Source organism: Synechococcus sp. MU1643, from assembly GCF_020514095.1.
In the GTDB taxonomy this organism is placed as follows: domain Bacteria; phylum Cyanobacteriota; class Cyanobacteriia; order PCC-6307; family Cyanobiaceae; genus Parasynechococcus.
The window spans coordinates 39,008-53,677 of record NZ_VTKY01000006.1 but is presented as its reverse complement, the minus strand read 5'-3'; the positions used below and the strand labels follow the sequence as shown (position 1 = coordinate 53,677).

14 protein-coding genes and 1 tRNA gene are annotated in these 14,670 nt (G+C 60.2%); 8 read left to right on the top strand and 7 right to left on the bottom strand.

Features of this window, described 5'->3' with window-relative positions; translation table 11 throughout:
• Positions 1 to 3: 3 nt before the first annotated feature.
• Both FZX09_RS09730 and sfsA read right to left on the bottom strand, forming a co-directional pair.
• Positions 4 to 1,476: an ammonium transporter gene (locus FZX09_RS09730; RefSeq protein ID WP_226402334.1), complete on the bottom strand. Its 1,473-nt coding sequence runs from the start codon at positions 1,474 to 1,476 to the stop codon at positions 4 to 6.
• A gap of 103 nt (positions 1,477 to 1,579) precedes the next feature.
• Positions 1,580 to 2,344, bottom strand: a complete 765-nt coding sequence (gene sfsA, locus FZX09_RS09725; RefSeq protein ID WP_226402332.1) for a DNA/RNA nuclease SfsA — start codon at positions 2,342 to 2,344, stop codon at positions 1,580 to 1,582.
• Between the two features lie 68 nt (positions 2,345 to 2,412).
• Here sfsA and murJ point away from each other — a divergent pair, with 68 nt between their 5' ends.
• Complete coding sequence (gene murJ / locus FZX09_RS09720) at positions 2,413 to 4,020, top strand: murein biosynthesis integral membrane protein MurJ (protein ID WP_226402330.1); 1,608 nt, start codon at positions 2,413 to 2,415, stop codon at positions 4,018 to 4,020.
• Here the strand turns inward: murJ and FZX09_RS09715 are convergent.
• The 3 genes from FZX09_RS09715 to FZX09_RS09705 are packed head-to-tail and all read right to left on the bottom strand — an operon-like array spanning position 4,007 to position 4,876.
• Entirely contained in the window at positions 4,007 to 4,270 is a 264-nt protein-coding gene (locus tag FZX09_RS09715; RefSeq protein WP_226402328.1) for a cytochrome-c oxidase, read from the bottom strand. The genes murJ and FZX09_RS09715 overlap by 14 nt on opposite strands.
• A gap of 27 nt (positions 4,271 to 4,297) precedes the next feature.
• On the bottom strand, positions 4,298 to 4,588 hold the full coding sequence (locus FZX09_RS09710; RefSeq protein WP_226402326.1) for a DUF3181 family protein: 291 nt from the start codon (positions 4,586 to 4,588) through the stop codon (positions 4,298 to 4,300).
• Positions 4,589 to 4,630: 42 nt separating this feature from the next.
• Complete coding sequence (locus tag FZX09_RS09705) at positions 4,631 to 4,876, bottom strand: hypothetical protein (RefSeq protein ID WP_226402324.1); 246 nt, start codon at positions 4,874 to 4,876, stop codon at positions 4,631 to 4,633.
• An 88-nt stretch (positions 4,877 to 4,964) separates the two neighbouring features.
• Here FZX09_RS09705 and FZX09_RS09700 point away from each other — a divergent pair.
• The 7 genes from FZX09_RS09700 to FZX09_RS09670 all read left to right on the top strand — a co-directional run bounded on the left by FZX09_RS09700 (position 4,965) and on the right by FZX09_RS09670 (position 11,499).
• Positions 4,965 to 5,038 (top strand) — tRNA-Arg (locus tag FZX09_RS09700).
• Positions 5,039 to 5,132: 94 nt separating this feature from the next.
• The gene (gene glyA, locus FZX09_RS09695; protein ID WP_226402322.1) at positions 5,133 to 6,422 is read left to right on the top strand and encodes a serine hydroxymethyltransferase; all 1,290 of its coding nucleotides are present in this window, start codon (positions 5,133 to 5,135) and stop codon (positions 6,420 to 6,422) included.
• 115 nt (positions 6,423 to 6,537) lie between these two features.
• The gene (locus FZX09_RS09690) at positions 6,538 to 7,680 is read left to right on the top strand and encodes an MraY family glycosyltransferase (RefSeq protein WP_226402320.1); all 1,143 of its coding nucleotides are present in this window, start codon (positions 6,538 to 6,540) and stop codon (positions 7,678 to 7,680) included.
• Entirely contained in the window at positions 7,673 to 8,932 is a 1,260-nt protein-coding gene (locus FZX09_RS09685) for a competence/damage-inducible protein A (RefSeq protein ID WP_226402447.1), read from the top strand. The genes FZX09_RS09690 and FZX09_RS09685 overlap by 8 nt, the downstream gene beginning before the upstream one ends.
• Before the next feature lie 26 nt (positions 8,933 to 8,958).
• Positions 8,959 to 10,377, top strand: a complete 1,419-nt coding sequence (gene leuC, locus FZX09_RS09680; protein WP_226402318.1) for a 3-isopropylmalate dehydratase large subunit — start codon at positions 8,959 to 8,961, stop codon at positions 10,375 to 10,377.
• Entirely contained in the window at positions 10,377 to 10,991 is a 615-nt protein-coding gene (gene leuD / locus FZX09_RS09675; RefSeq protein WP_226402316.1) for a 3-isopropylmalate dehydratase small subunit, read from the top strand. The genes leuC and leuD overlap by 1 nt, the downstream gene beginning before the upstream one ends.
• Before the next feature lie 64 nt (positions 10,992 to 11,055).
• On the top strand, positions 11,056 to 11,499 hold the full coding sequence (locus FZX09_RS09670; RefSeq protein ID WP_226402314.1) for a pentapeptide repeat-containing protein: 444 nt from the start codon (positions 11,056 to 11,058) through the stop codon (positions 11,497 to 11,499).
• Here the strand turns inward: FZX09_RS09670 and FZX09_RS09665 are convergent, their stop codons facing one another.
• Entirely contained in the window at positions 11,500 to 14,400 is a 2,901-nt protein-coding gene (locus FZX09_RS09665) for a DUF3769 domain-containing protein (protein WP_226402312.1), read from the bottom strand.
• 95 nt (positions 14,401 to 14,495) lie between these two features.
• Entirely contained in the window at positions 14,496 to 14,615 is a 120-nt protein-coding gene (locus tag FZX09_RS09660; RefSeq protein ID WP_006042333.1) for a photosystem II reaction center protein I, read from the bottom strand.
• Positions 14,616 to 14,670: the final 55 nt, after the last annotated feature.

Sequence of the window (14,670 nt, the reverse complement as noted above, 5' to 3'; positions counted from 1 at the left end):
GAATCAGTTGTTGGTGGTGGAGAAACCGGCGTAGGCCTCCATGCCGTGTTCGCCAATGTCCAGACCTTCGGACTCTTCCTGTTCGGTGACGCGGATGCCACCGAAGAGGGAGCCGATGATCTGCCAGGCGATGAAGCAGGTGACAACGGTCCAGATGGCGTAGGCAGCTGCACCCAGGGCTTGGATGCCGAGCTGCTCAACGCCACCGCCGACCAGAAGGCCGAGGCCGGAGCCATCGCCCTGGACGTCGTAGCCCCAGAGACCTATCACGATCGTGCCCCACACGCCGCACACACCGTGCACGGAGAAGGCGCCGACGGGGTCGTCAATGCCTGCGGCATCGAGAGCGGCAACGGAGAAGACGACGATGATGCCGCCCACCAGGCCAGCCACCCAGGAACCCGTCAGGGTGAGGTTGCCGCAACCGGCAGTCACGCTCACCAGGCCGGCCAGGATGCCGTTGATGATCATGGTGAGATCAGGCTTCTTGGATGTGATCGTGGAGATCACCGTGGCGCCGATGGCACCGCCGGCTGCGCCGAGGGTGGTGGTGACGGCCACGTAGGGAACCCACTGGTCCATGGCCAGCTGGGAGCCCGGGTTGAAGCCGTACCAGCCGATCCAGAGGATCAGAGCGCCAAGGGTGGCGATGGACATGTTGTGTCCAGGAATGGCCTGAACCTTGCCATCGACGTACTTGCCGATGCGGGGTCCGAGCAGCATGGCCCCGACGAGGCCGGCCCAAGCGCCGACGGAGTGCACGATCGAGGAACCAGCGAAGTCGATGAATTCGACGCTGCCAACACTGTTGAGCCAGCCACCGTTCCATTCCCAGCTGCCAGCAACTGGGTAGATGAAGGCGGTGAGGACCAGGGCGAAGATCACGAATTCGCCGAACTTGATCCGCTCAGCCACAAGACCAGAAACGATCGTGGCGGCGGTTCCGGCGAAGGCCGCCTGGAACAGGAAATCAACGGTGGGAACCAGGCCAGCATCGCTGATGGTCTCAGCGGTGACGGTTGGATCGAAGAAGAAGCCTGCGAAATACAGCCAACCGTCGATGACGGAATCGCCGTACATGAAGGAGTAGCCCACGAACCAGTAGGCGGTCACCGCAAGGGCGAACACAAACAGGTTCTTGGAGAGGATATTGACGGCATTCTTTTGCCGGCACATGCCGGCTTCGACCATGGCGAAGCCGGCATTCATGAAGATCACCAGGATGGTGGCGACCAGAAGCCAGAGGTTGTTGGCCAGGAAAGCTGCGGAGAGCTCAGGCAGCTCTTCGGCTTTGGCCGACAGCGTGAAGATGCCAAGGCCCATAAGCGCCAGGGGCGCACAGGCAAGCCAGGTCATGGCGCGGTTGGAACTGAAGCCCCGGATGCTCTTTAGAAGAAGCATCGGGCCTTCCAGGAGGCTGGCCTCCTGAAGGGTTTTGCGCCGCTTTTGCGGTGGCGCGTGGAATGCAGTTGTCATGAACGAGGGTGCAGAGCTGCGTGACACGCCCAGTTGTAACTAGGCGAACAAGTCCACGCTGCATGTCAATCTCAACTTTCTATGTTCGATCTGCTACAGAAAATCAATCTAGGTTGACTAGGCGCGTCCCCTGCCAGTGCACCGCATCGGCGCTGAAGCTGAAACAGCAAGGCAGAACTTCCACCCCGCTCTTGGTCGCCTGGCGAAACAGCTCCCCGTAGCGCGGATCGGCGCTATCGCCCGGTGCAAAAGCATTCACATCCGAGCGGCTGAGGCATGGCACGAGCAACGCCCGCGCCTCCGGAACCACGCCCATCATCTCAATCAAATGCTTTTGCCCCCGTTCGGTCACCGTGTCGGGGAACAGGGCCGTTTTGCCGTCGGTCCAGGTGGTGTTCTTCACCTCCAGATAGATCGGTCGTTGATCGGGGTTCTGCTCTGCTGGCGTCAGCAGGAGATCGATCCGGCTGCGTTTGTTGGTGCCGTAGGCCACCTCAGCGCGGATCCCCGCAATGGCGCCGAGTTGGGCCTCCAGGCACCCCGCTTCAATCGTTGCGCGAATCAGGAGGTTGGGTAGGGCCGTGTTGATGCCAACCCAGCAAGGCTTGCCATCGGCGCCTGGCACTTCGGCTTGCTCCCAGGTCCAGGCCAGCTTGCGTTTGGGGGAGGGTGCGTGACGCAGACGCACCCGTTGGCCAGGGATCAAGACCCCGGTCATCGGTCCGGTGTTGGCGCAGTGGGCGGTGACGTTCTCGCCGCTGCTCAGCTCCACATCGGCCAGGAAGCGTTTGTAGCGCTTCAGCAGCACGCCCTCCGTTAAAGGTTCAAAGCGCAGCAGGGCATCGCCCGGAGAGGGAAGGCCAGTCATGGCATCAGCCGAGATTGGCCCATGGTCTCGCGTGGTGCCTCCACAATGCGCCCAATGCTGTGGGGCGAATGGCGCGTTCACTGAAGGGGATCGCACTGGTGGTGACCCTCGGAACCCTGCTGAGCAAGGTGGGTGGCCTGATTCGGCAGCTGGTGATTGCGGCGGCCTTCGGGGTTGGCGCGGCCTATGACGCCTACAACTACGCCTATGTGCTGCCTGGATTTCTGCTGATCCTGCTCGGGGGCATTAATGGCCCCTTCCACAGCGCCATGGTCAGTGTGCTGAGTCGTCGCCCACGGGCCGAAGGAGCTCGTATCCTTGCGGCGCTCAACACCAGCGTCAGCGCACTGTTGCTGGTGGTCACCATCGTTTTGGTGCTGGCGGCGGATCCCCTCATCACCTTGGTGGGTCCTGGCCTTGCCCCCGAGCTTCACGCCATCGCTCGGGTCCAGCTGCAGGTGATGGCACCGATGGCCCTGCTGGCCGGGCTGATTGGGCTGGGCTTTGGCTCCCTCAATGCTGCAGACGAATTCTGGATTCCGGCGATTTCCCCGCTGATGTCCAGCGGTGCCTTGATCGTTGGGGTGGGACTGCTCTGGTGGCAGCTCGGCGCTGACATCGCCTTGCCGTCCACGGCCATGAGCGGGGGTGTGGTGCTGGCCTTGGCCACGTTGGTTGGGGCCATGCTCCAGTGGTTGATCCAGCTGCCAGCGTTGATCCGTCAGGGGTTGGCCCGTTTTCAACTGGTCTGGGATTGGCGGCACCCGGGGGTGCGCGAGGTCTGGCGTGTGATGGGCCCGGCGACGCTGTCGTCCGGGATGCTGCAGGTCAATGTGTTCACGGATCTGTTTTTCGCCTCCGGCATCATTGGTGCGGCGGCAGGTTTGGGGTACGCCAATTTGCTGGTGCAAACGCCCCTGGGCTTGATCTCGAATGCATTGCTGGTGCCCTTGCTGCCCACCTTCGCCAGGCTCACGGCGCCGTCGGATCGTGCGCAGCTGATCGAAAGGATTCGGCAGGGGTTGATGCTCTCTGCCGCATCAATGATTCCTCTGGGGGGACTGTTCGTTGCATTGGGCGGTCCCATCGTGGCCCTTGTGTACGAGCGTGGTGCCTTCGATGCGTCCGCCGCCCAGCTGGTGACGGGCCTATTGATGGCCTACGGCCTGGGCATGCCGGCCTACCTCGGACGGGATGTGCTGGTGCGTGTCTTCTATGCCCTCGGTGATGGGACGACGCCATTTCGTCTCTCGTTGGCGGGGATTGGTCTGAACGTTTTTTTTGATTGGCTGCTGGTGGGTGGCCCGACCCCTTGGGGGAATCAGTCGCCATTCAATTTCGGTGCACCTGGGCTGGTGCTCGCGACGGTTGCGATCAACCTGTTTACCTGCCTTGCCTTGTTGTTGGCACTGCAGCAACGGATTTCAGCGCTGCCACTGCGGCGCTGGGGGATGGACCTGTTGCGGCTGGCCATCGCCGGTGTGCTGGCAGCGGGAGGCGCGGGAATTCTGGTAACCGTCGTGCCCTGGTCCGAGGGGCTGGGGGGGCTGCTGCTTCAGGTGTCTGCCCCTGGTCTGCTGGGTTTGGCGCTGTTCGCCTTGATCGGTGCACAACTCCAGGTGCCTGAGGTGCGTGAGATCACGCAGTTGGTTTTGGGTCGATTCAGGGCTCGCTGAGACGAACATCGCGCTCTTCACGAACCTGGATGGGCAGTTCAAGCTGCTCGCGACCGACGAGTTGCGGGCCTTGAACAGACACAATCCGGGCCTCGATGCCGAACTCTTTAAAAGCGGTTTCCAGTTCCTGAATCAGGGCTTTTTCAACTTGAGCCTCTGCATCCACAACCCGTCCGATTAGCCGTTCACCCAGTCGGCCGATGCGTTGGCGCACCACATCTCTCGAGTTGGTGACTTCAATGATCAGCACACCAACCCCGGCGGATGGATTGCAACTTTATCCGCAGTACTGCTCGAGGATCTCTTCAAGATCCCTCAGCTGGGCTGGGGGAATCAGCTTGGAGAGGGGGAGCTGACTGGCGCCTCCTGCAAGCGGCACCTTGACGGCGTCGAGGGCCTGTCGAGCTGCCACATCAGCGCCTTGATTGATGCGGGCACTGCATTCGATCGCCAAGGCTGAAGCCAGGTCAGCATCGCCGAGGTACAGATGCCAGCCGCTGATCTGAACGTAAAGGCGGTCAGCCAAAGCACTCTGAAGGTCCTGTAGGTCGCTGGCGGAGAGGGACATCAGCCCAGGAGGATCGCTGAAAGGATTGCATCCATGCTGGCTTTATTCCTCCGGCTTGGGGCGTTGAAGAATCACCCAAATCAATTGGCCCAGCCAAAGGGTTGCCCAGAGGCTGGTGATCCAGGTCAGGCTCCCGCCGGGGAAGGGGTGGCGCATCTCTTGCAGAAACCAGCTGCCGCTGTTCACGGCGGCGAACACGCCGCCGTGCAGGCATAGGTTCACGATGCGCTCGAAATGCCGATAAGTCGGATCCTCAGGGTTAGCGGGGCCATACCAGCGGATCGGCATTGCTCGGGCTCAGAAACACCTGAATCCTGACGCGGCCCGCCCCCAGTTGACGAGCGGACCCTCTATGGGGTCTGATAGTTCAGCGTAAGCGCTTGTAGCTCAGCGGATTAGAGCATCTGACTACGGATCAGAGGGTCGGGAGTTCGAATCTCTCCAGGCGCGTTTCAACTGCCCCCAAGGGCAGTTTTTTTTTGGGTGATCGGCCGGGCTGATCGCTGCGATTTCTTACGATTGGACAAAGCTTTACTGACATTTCATGGGCCAGGCCTCTGGACGCGCCATCGACGCTGATCTGGCTCAGTCGGATCCGGATATTTCCGCGTTCATCAATCAAGAACGGCAGCGTCAGGAAACCCACCTGGAACTCATCGCATCGGAGAACTTTGCCTCCCGTGCGGTGATGCAGGCCCAGGGTTCCGTACTCACCAACAAGTACGCCGAGGGTCTGCCCAGCAAGCGGTATTACGGCGGTTGTGAGCACGTTGACGCCATTGAGGAGTTGGCCATCGAGCGGGCCAAGCAGTTGTTCGGTGCCGCTTGGGCCAATGTGCAGCCCCACAGCGGTGCCCAGGCCAACTTCGCCGTTTTCCTGGCTCTGCTGCAGCCCGGCGACACGATCATGGGGCTCGATCTGTCCCATGGCGGGCATCTAACTCATGGTTCTCCAGTCAACGTCAGCGGAAAGTGGTTCAACGTCGTCCAGTACGGCGTCGACAAGGAGACCCAACGCTTGGACATGGAGGCGATCCGCCAGCTGGCTTTGGAGCACAAGCCGAAGCTGATTGTTTGTGGCTATTCCGCATATCCACGCACCATCGACTTCGCAGCCTTCCGCGCCATCGCTGATGAAGTGGGTGCCTATCTGCTGGCCGATATGGCCCACATCGCCGGCCTCGTTGCCGCTGGTGTGCACCCCAGCCCGGTGCCCCATTGCGATGTGGTGACCACCACCACCCACAAGACCCTGCGCGGCCCCCGCGGTGGCCTGATTCTCTGCCGCGATGCTGAGTTCGCCAAGAAATTCGACAAGGCGGTGTTCCCTGGCAGTCAGGGTGGCCCCTTGGAGCACGTGATTGCTGCCAAGGCCGTGGCCTTCGGTGAAGCGTTACAGCCTTCGTTCAAGGCCTACAGCCAACAGGTGGTTGCCAATGCGGCAGCCCTCGCCGAACAGCTGATCACCCGCGGCATCGATGTTGTCAGCGGCGGCACCGACAACCACGTGGTGCTGTTGGATCTGCGTGGCATCGGCATGACGGGGAAAGTGGCTGATCTGTTGGTGAGTGATGTGCACATCACTGCGAATAAGAACACCGTCCCCTTCGACCCCGAATCGCCCTTCGTCACCAGTGGCCTGCGGCTGGGAACAGCCGCACTCACCACCCGTGGTTTTGATGCACAGGCCTTCCGGGAGGTTGCTGATGCGATCGCCGATCGTCTTCTTAATCCTGAGGATGATGCGATTCGCCAGCGTTGCCTCGACCGGGTGGCCGCACTCTGTGAGCGCTTCCCTCTCTATGCCGATAGAAAGCAGCCGGTTCTGGCCTGAGGTTCGGCCTTGGCTCTCGAACGGGCCTTGTTGGTGCCTGGTTGAACGGTTGCAGGCTACTTAGGATTGAAACTACCCCTTCTGACCGGGGGATCGTCTCTTTTCTGGAGCCTGCGTGAATCTCTTGGCCAGCCCTATTGCGCTCGCCTCGGTCAGCTTTCTCTTGGCCGCGGTGACCACCATGGTGCTGGTGCCCCAAGTGCGCCGGCTGGGTTTGCGCTTCGGGTTGACCGATCAACCGGATGAGCGCAAGCAGCACATCACCCCAATGGTGAGGCTGGGGGGCATTGCCATGGTCTTGGGTTTTGCCCTGGCTTTGGCGGCAGTGTGGTCCGTGGGGGGGTTTGGCTTGCTGGCCCCGGCCAGGGATCAACTGATCTGGAGCACCCTGGCCGGTTCGCTCTGCTTTTTTCTGATCGGCCTGGCGGACGACCTCTTCGCGCTCTCCCCCTGGCCGCGGTTGGCTGGACAGGTCGCCGTGGCTTGTGCGGTGTGGAGCCAGGGCGTTCGGATTGGAGCGATCGATCTTCCCTGGCTCACCGCTTCAGCCGGTCCGATTGCTCTGCCCGACACCTTCAGCCTGCTGGCCACTGTTGTTTGGCTGGTGGGAATCACCAACGCCATCAACTGGCTGGATGGCCTCGATGGCCTTGCTGCTGGAGTGGCTGGCATTGCCGCTGTCGGGCTGGTGTCCGTCAGCTTTTCGCTGCATCAGGTGGCCGCTGGATTCCTCGCGGCCGCGCTGGCGGGCTGCTGCCTCGGCTTCCTGCGGCACAACTTCAACCCCGCCCGCATCTTCATGGGGGATGGGGGCTCCTACTTCCTGGGATTCACCCTCGCTGCCGTGAGCATCGTTGGACCTGCCAAGGGGCTCACGACGGTGAGCCTGCTGCTGCCGCTGCTGATTCTTTCGCTGCCTCTGGCCGACATGTCGGCTGTGATCATGGGCCGTCTGCGGGAAGGCCGTTCTCCCTTCTATCCCGATCGCCGTCACCTCCATCACCGACTGTTGCGCGCTGGCTTCAGCCATCGGCGCACGGTTCTGTTGATCTACGTCTTCACCCAGTGGCTTGCTGCCCTGGCCCTGGTGGTGGCGAATGCTGAGATGCGCTTCCTCTGGCTGGCTTTGGCTACGGCCATCCTCGTGGCCACGGTGGTGATCAGCCGTCGCCAGTTGCAGCACGAGCGAGCGCTGATGAATACCAACCCTTGCTCCACCCCTGTTGATCCCGCTGCCCTTGGCGAATCGCGTGGCTGAATCGGGTGTTGAAATCCTGTGCGTGGGCACAGAGCTGTTGTTGGGTGACATCCTCAACGGCAATGCCCGATGGATTGCAGAACAGTTGGCAGGTCTGGGGCTGCCGCATTACCGCCAAACCGTTGTTGGCGATAACAAAGACCGCTTGATCTCCGCTGTGCGCGAGGCATCGCAGCGCTGCAGGGTTCTGGTGACGACCGGAGGTTTGGGCCCGACCCCCGATGACCTCACGACAGAGGCCCTTGCCGCTGCTTTCGAGACTCCCTTGGAAGAGCGGCCCGAACTCTGGCTGGAGATTCAGCGGAAGTTATCGGCAGGTGGCCGGCCGGTTGCTCCAAGCAACCGCAGCCAGGCTTATCTGCCCCGTGGAGCGGAGGTTCTACCCAATTCAAAGGGGTCGGCACCGGGAATGATCTGGTCGCCCCGACCTGATTTCACGATCCTCACCTTCCCGGGGGTGCCTGCGGAAATGCGGGCGATGTGGACGGAAACGGCCGCCCCCTGGCTTCAAGCCAATGGTGGGACTTCCGGTGTGTATGTGAGCCGTCAGCTCCGCTTCAGCGGCATTGGTGAATCCGATTTGGCTGAGCGCGTTGACGATTTGTTGGCGTCCGCCAACCCAACGGTGGCTCCCTATGCCTCCCTCGGAGATGTGAAATTGCGCCTCACGGCCTGTGCGCCTACTGCCGATGCCGCCGCTCAGATGTTGGTGCCGTTGGAAGCTGAGCTGCGCCGTCGCACGGGGAACAACTGCTACGGCGTCGATCAGGACAGCCTGGCGTCGGTGGTGATCGACCTGCTCAAGCATCGGCAACAGACGATAGCGGTGGCGGAGTCGTGCACCGGTGGTGGATTGGCGGCAGCTCTCACGGCTGTTCCAGGCTCCTCGTCGGTGTTCCAGGGTGGCGTCGTCGCCTACAGCAATGCGGTGAAGCAGGCTTTGCTTGGGGTGTCGCAGGATCTGCTTACTGCCCATGGTGCTGTTTCCCAGCCTGTGGTTGAGGCGATGGCTCGGGCAGCCCGGGAGCGCCTGAATTGCGACTGGGCGATCGCGGTCAGTGGTATCGCCGGCCCTGGCGGTGGCAGTGCCGAGAAGCCCGTGGGCTTGGTGCATCTTGCCTTGGCTGGTCCCGATGGCTGTGAGGCCTGGGTGCAGCATTTCGGTGAGCGGCGGGGTCGGGAGGCCATTCAGAGGATGAGCGTGATCCGTGGCTTGGACCGTCTGCGTCTTCGCTTGCTCGCTCAGGTTTAGGGTCGACGGTTCTTGCGGCTGAACTGTTGAGTTCCGGCACCCTCTACGACAAGGTGTGGGACCTGCATCGGGTGGCGGACCTCCCCGGCGGATCCACCCAACTGTTTGTCGGTCTGCATCTGATCCATGAGGTCACCAGTCCTCAGGCCTTCTCGGCTTTGAAGGACAAAGGCCTGACGGTGCGCTGTCCTGAGCGCACGGTGGCCACGGTGGACCACATTGTGCCGACCACCTCGCAGCAACGGCCGTTCGCCGATCCGTTGGCGGAGGAGATGCTCAGCACCTTGGAAAGGAACTGCCAGGAGCACAGCATCCCTCTGAACAACATCGGCAGCGGCCGGCAGGGCATCGTTCACGTGATTGCCCCGGAGCTGGGCCTAACCCAGCCGGGCATGACGGTGGCTTGCGGTGATTCCCATACCTCCACCCATGGCGCTTTCGGGGCGATCGCCTTTGGCATCGGCACGAGTCAGGTGCGTGATGTGTTGGCCAGCCAGAGCCTGGCCATGAACAAGCTCAAGGTGCGCCGGATTCAGGTGAATGGCCTTCTTGCAGAGGGCGTGTCGGCGAAGGATCTAATCCTGCATGTGATTCGCCACCTTGGTGTGAAAGGCGGCGTTGGCTACGCCTACGAGTTCGCCGGCTCTGCCATCGAGGCGTTGTCGATGGAAGAGCGGATGACCCTCTGCAACATGGCGATCGAGGGGGGAGCCCGATGCGGTTACGTCAATCCCGATCAGGTCACCTTTGAGTATCTGAAAGGTCGCCCCCATGCTCCAGAGGGTGACGCCTGGAGCCGCGCTGTCGCCTGGTGGAGCTCCCTGGCGACTGATCCCGACGCAACGGTCGACGACGAGGTGGTATTTGATGCCGCTGCGATTCCACCCACGGTGACTTGGGGCATTACCCCCGGGCAGGGACTGGGGATCGATGAAACGGTGCCCAGCCTTGATCAACTGGATCCAGGCGAGCGTCCGATTGCGGAGGAGGCCTACCGCTACATGGATCTCCAGCCGGGAACGGCCATCGCTGGGGTGCCTGTGGATGTTTGTTTCATCGGCAGCTGCACCAATGGCCGTCTCAGCGATCTGCGTGCGGCTGCCGACGTGGCCCGTGGGCGCCAGGTGGCTGAAGGCATCAAGGCGTTTGTGGTTCCCGGCTCGGAGCAGGTGGCGAAGGCTGCTGAAGCTGAAGGGCTGGATGCGGTGTTCCGTGCCGCAGGCTTTGAGTGGCGGGAGCCGGGCTGCTCGATGTGTCTGGCCATGAATCCGGATCGGCTGGAGGGTCGTCAGATCAGCGCCAGCTCCAGCAACCGCAATTTCAAGGGTCGGCAGGGATCGGCCAGTGGCCGGACGTTGTTGATGAGTCCAGCAATGGTGGCCGCAGCTGCCATTAACGGTCGTGTGACCGATGTCCGTACTTTGATTTCTCCGTCCGCATCGTGATGGCTCTCTTCCCGACTGGTCCGGTTCAACAGGTGAGTGGAACGGCCATTGCTGTCCCCGGTGAAGACATCGACACGGATCGGATCATTCCGGCACGATTCCTTAAATGCGTCAGTTTCGAGGCGTTGGGCGACCAGGTGTTTGCCGATGACCGTCTCGAACTCTCCGGTGAGCATCCCTTTGATCAGGCCCGTTATCAGGGGGCCTCGGTCCTGGTGGTGAACGGCAATTTCGGCTGCGGTTCCAGTCGTGAGCATGCACCTCAGGCGTTGATGCGCTGGGGAATTCGCGCGGTGGTTGGGGTCAGTTTTGCCGAGATCTTTTACGGCAATTGCCTCGCCCTTGGCATCCCCTGTGCAACGGCAAGCCCGGAGCAGATCAAGGCGATTCAGGCGCAGGTGGATCGTGAGCCGGAACGCTCCTGGAGCCTGGACCTCGCTGGTTTGCAACTGACCTCAGCGGAGTCCAGCTGGCCTGTGTCGATCGATCCCGGTCCTCTCGACATGCTGCGCAGCGGTCGTTGGGATGCGACGTCCCAGCTTTTGGAGCATGGCCCCCAGGTTGCGGAATTGATGCAAACACTGCCCTACATCAACCAGTTCGCCTCCAAGTAACAGCCAAGTGCGACTCCTGTGTCTATGAAAGAGATAGGAGGTTGCATTCGGAGGTTGGATCTCAATGGCCCATTCGCTGTCGCGGTTGTTATTGCCCCTGTTGCCGCTTTTTGTTGTTGCCGGTGTGGTTCCTGCTGGGGCCGTTCCGCTTCAGGTGCAGCCCCATGATCCGTTGGATCGCAGCTGTCCTGGCTGTGATCTCCGCCAGGCGGATTTCCGTCAGGCCCATCTCATCGGTGCAGATTTTCGCGGCAGTGATCTGCGAGGCGCCGATCTGAGGGAGGCGAATCTGGAAGGTGCTGACCTAACGGGAGCGTTGCTGGAAGGTGCTGACCTGCGGGGAGCCAACCTCACCAATGCTGAGCTGTCTGGCGTGGACCTGCGCAATGCCGATCTGCGGGAGGCTCAGGTGATCAATGCCTATGCACCGAACGTGCGGACCTCCGGCATGCGCTACGCCGGAGCTTCACTGTTTGGCAGCGATCTGATCATCGGGGGTGCTGATTGATCAGAAGGGTCGATCAGTGTTGGTGGTTTCCATCCAGTTCGTTGGGGTGTAAGGCACAAACGGCACGCCTGTGCCCTTGAAGTCAAAGTCGTGGAGTCTGAATCGGAAACCGGCGATACCTTCGTAGGGATTGAGGTAGAGCCCGATGTCGTAGCTACGTCGTTGCCAGCTCAGTTCGATGTTGGAGTGAATTACGTCGCCGTAGTACTCGGAAGCTGGATCTACATTGACTCCGAAGCCTGCATTAAGGATTAAGGGACCAGCGATCTGTTGGGTGACGCCGATGCCAAGAGTGCCCAAGTCGATGGCCTGGTCGAAATCAAAGGGGCTGCTGCCCTGTTTGATGGTGATACCGCCGCTGATCGAAAGCTTGGTGTAGTCAAGAAAGGGTTTGCTGAAGGTTCCCAGAGTGAGAGAAGAGCCCCCCGACAAGCTGATTGTGCTTTGACTGGTGCCATTGCCGTAGGCCGAAAGGAGGGTGTTGACATTGGTGTTGAGACTGAGGCCTGGAACGATCGCTACCGGTGAGTAGCGGTATGCCTTCTCCGGGGTTAGAGGAGCAGTCTCTCCGCGCCAGATCGGATAGCTGCTGGTGAGGGAGCCATAGAAGTTGGAACGCAGGGTTTCAGTGAGATTGGTGCTGGTGAAGCTGTCCGCCTGGTAGTTACCTGCACCGATTCGCCATATATAGGAGTTGCTCAACTTGCCCAATTCGAAGGCCTGTCTCTGCTCGATGAAACCACCCAGTGCTGAGTACACATTGGTTTCTCCCAAGGAGCCATTCCAGGTCCGGTAGCGATAAGCGCCAAACAAACGGGCGGTGACGTCCCCGACCCAGGGCAGCTCGAAATCGTTTTCGATAGTGCCCCAGTAGCGGGTGCCGTTGGCAAAATTCTGCGGTTTGAAACTGCTTATGTCGCTCTTCAGGTTGATGTCCCAATCCCAGAGCTGTCCCCTGAGTTTGGCTTCAAGGCCGAACAGGTCAGCAGTCGTGGTGGGCTGGTCGACATGTTCACTGTCGGCTGATTTGCCCGGTGCTGGATAGCTACTGGTTTCGCCATTGTTGGCTCGTTGCACCATGAACTGGGGCTCTAGAGTCAGTGTGAAATCGCGATTTAGCTGAATCGGCTTGAGATTGCGTCCAACGTAGAAGCCGTCACGATCCCTGTCGTCGAACCCAAAGACCCAACGGTTTTCCACATCTTCCTCTCCTTTTATGCGTTGTCGACGCGTAACTGGGATGGGCAATCGCTCTTCGAAGATCAGGCGGTTGCGCCGCGCCGAAATCAGCACGTCGCCATTGGCTTGTTCCCTGGCGACAACACCCTCTGCATCAATCCTTGTTTGCGCCGGTGTGAAGGGGTCGTTGCTGAAACCCATTCGATCAGCTTTCCAGCCATCCTTTGTGATTAAGACCTTTGAGGCTTGAACTCTCCAGCGACTAATCGTTCCGGTAAGAAGCTGAGTTTTTCCGCGAATCTTCAGTTGAGTAGGTCGGATTGCTCCAAAGCGGTTTTCATCCTGAATTGAAGAATTTGAGCGCTTGGTTCTGATTCCTCCGCGTTGCTCGATGCTGAAGCTGCCCTTTGAAGCAATGTTCGAAATCCGCTGGTCGATCTGGGCGATCGCCTCATTGCGCATGGACTGCTGCTTTGCCGGGGGAATCGATTGTTGCTTGGTGGTCTTGTTGATCGAGACGTGGCGCTGCGGAAGACCTCCATCGCCGAAAGCAATCGAGTCGAGGCGGTCAGAGAGGGACGAGGGTTTGATGCGTTGGGCGCGATCGGGTCCTTCACATGCCGGTAGCGGGGGCATGACAGCGCTCTCACGTTTGGGCATGTCCCTTCCCCAGCGGTAGCGGAGGCCAAGCAAGTAACCATTGCTGCCCCCCGAGACTCCGTTGTAAAGACCAAAAACTCCGGAGCGGTGGTGAATCCTGCCGACTAGTGATAAGTCGGGGGATAGTGCAGCTTCAACTTCGAAGCCCAAATAGTTCAGGAGTTGGCTGTTGTTCTCGCGGAAGGTTTTTTCGTACAGGCTGACATCGGTGTTGTAGCTGACGCCTTCAATGACGCTGAAACTCAGCCAGGGCTGAACCCATAAACGTGCTCCGATTCCCAGAATCACTTCGTTAAAGCTTTGGGAAGTGAGTTCGGCGTAGGGCTGGCTTTGGTTGAATTCACCAGCCTGCTGCTGATTGGCAATGTGGTGGAAAAAGTCAGCCTCAAGTTCAATGGCAAATGGGCCTGCTTTCTTGATTCGTTTCTGTAAGCCGATGCCCAGCAGGACTTCTGGACGCATTCGACCGTCGAAAAGGAAAGCGGGGCCGAAATCTGCATCAATCATCTGACCGCCCCATGCCGTTACTGCCCAGGGCTGAGGATGCCAGTCAGGAACCGGAGCGAGCAGTGGTGGACAGGCCACGGGAGGCAAGTCTGCTCGACTTGCTGGCGTGGCTGACTCAGCAACCGCTGTGTTCGTTTGGAGGTTGTTTAGGGGATTGGAGAGGGGCTCCTCGAGGTCGATGACCCCATAAACATCATTGAGCAGACCTTCCTGTTGAACGAGGTTGTAACGGAAGCTTGACGCTTGAAAGTATTGACTGCCGCGCCTGAAGCGGACAGCGCCGCGAGCGTAGAGCGTGCGATAGGCCGCATCAAATTCGATGCGATCGGCGTGCAGTTCAGCGTTCCCGAGGAAAACAGAAACGTCGCCTTCAGCGACGTTGACTTTCGACTTGGTGTCGGAATATTGGCGGTCAGCGCGAACTTTAAGGTTCGCAGGAGCTTGAAAAATTGTCTCGGACCGTGATTCAGCGGAACGGGCCGTTGCTGGCAAGGCGGAAGCTAGCCCTGTGATCAGGGTTCCGGTCAATACAAAAAGAAGGCGGTGCGCCGCCAAGGCAATCCTGCTGGAGCCCTTGAGCTTGCCAGCTCATTTGGGAAATCACGGTCTGATCAGACCAGTGTGTGGCGCGGCCTGATTGGAAGAGTGAATCAATCTTCCAGGTCTTTGCGGCTGGGGGTGCGGCTTGGATCGCTCGCAAGAAACCCGAACACAAAGATGCCGAGGAAGAAGAAGACAACCGAGTAGACGGAGATCTTGAGGGCGAGCATGGAGACCGACCGGCGTCTGTGACAAGGGCATCATCTTATGGGGCATGACAGCGTC

Excerpts from the sequence above, each read along its gene's own strand:
- FZX09_RS09730 (WP_226402334.1), bottom strand. The coding sequence starts at position 1,476 with ATGACAACTGCATTCCACGCGCCACCGCAAAAGCGGCGCAAAACCCTT.
- sfsA (WP_226402332.1), bottom strand. The coding sequence starts at position 2,344 with ATGACTGGCCTTCCCTCTCCGGGCGATGCCCTGCTGCGCTTTGAACCT.
- murJ (WP_226402330.1), top strand. The coding sequence starts at position 2,413 with ATGGCGCGTTCACTGAAGGGGATCGCACTGGTGGTGACCCTCGGAACC.
- FZX09_RS09710 (WP_226402326.1), bottom strand. The coding sequence starts at position 4,588 with ATGTCCCTCTCCGCCAGCGACCTACAGGACCTTCAGAGTGCTTTGGCT.
- FZX09_RS09705 (WP_226402324.1), bottom strand. The coding sequence starts at position 4,876 with ATGCCGATCCGCTGGTATGGCCCCGCTAACCCTGAGGATCCGACTTAT.
- glyA (WP_226402322.1), top strand. The coding sequence starts at position 5,133 with ATGGGCCAGGCCTCTGGACGCGCCATCGACGCTGATCTGGCTCAGTCG.
- leuD (WP_226402316.1), top strand. The coding sequence starts at position 10,377 with ATGGCTCTCTTCCCGACTGGTCCGGTTCAACAGGTGAGTGGAACGGCC.
- FZX09_RS09670 (WP_226402314.1), top strand. The coding sequence starts at position 11,056 with ATGGCCCATTCGCTGTCGCGGTTGTTATTGCCCCTGTTGCCGCTTTTT.
- FZX09_RS09660 (WP_006042333.1), bottom strand. The coding sequence starts at position 14,615 with ATGCTCGCCCTCAAGATCTCCGTCTACTCGGTTGTCTTCTTCTTCCTC.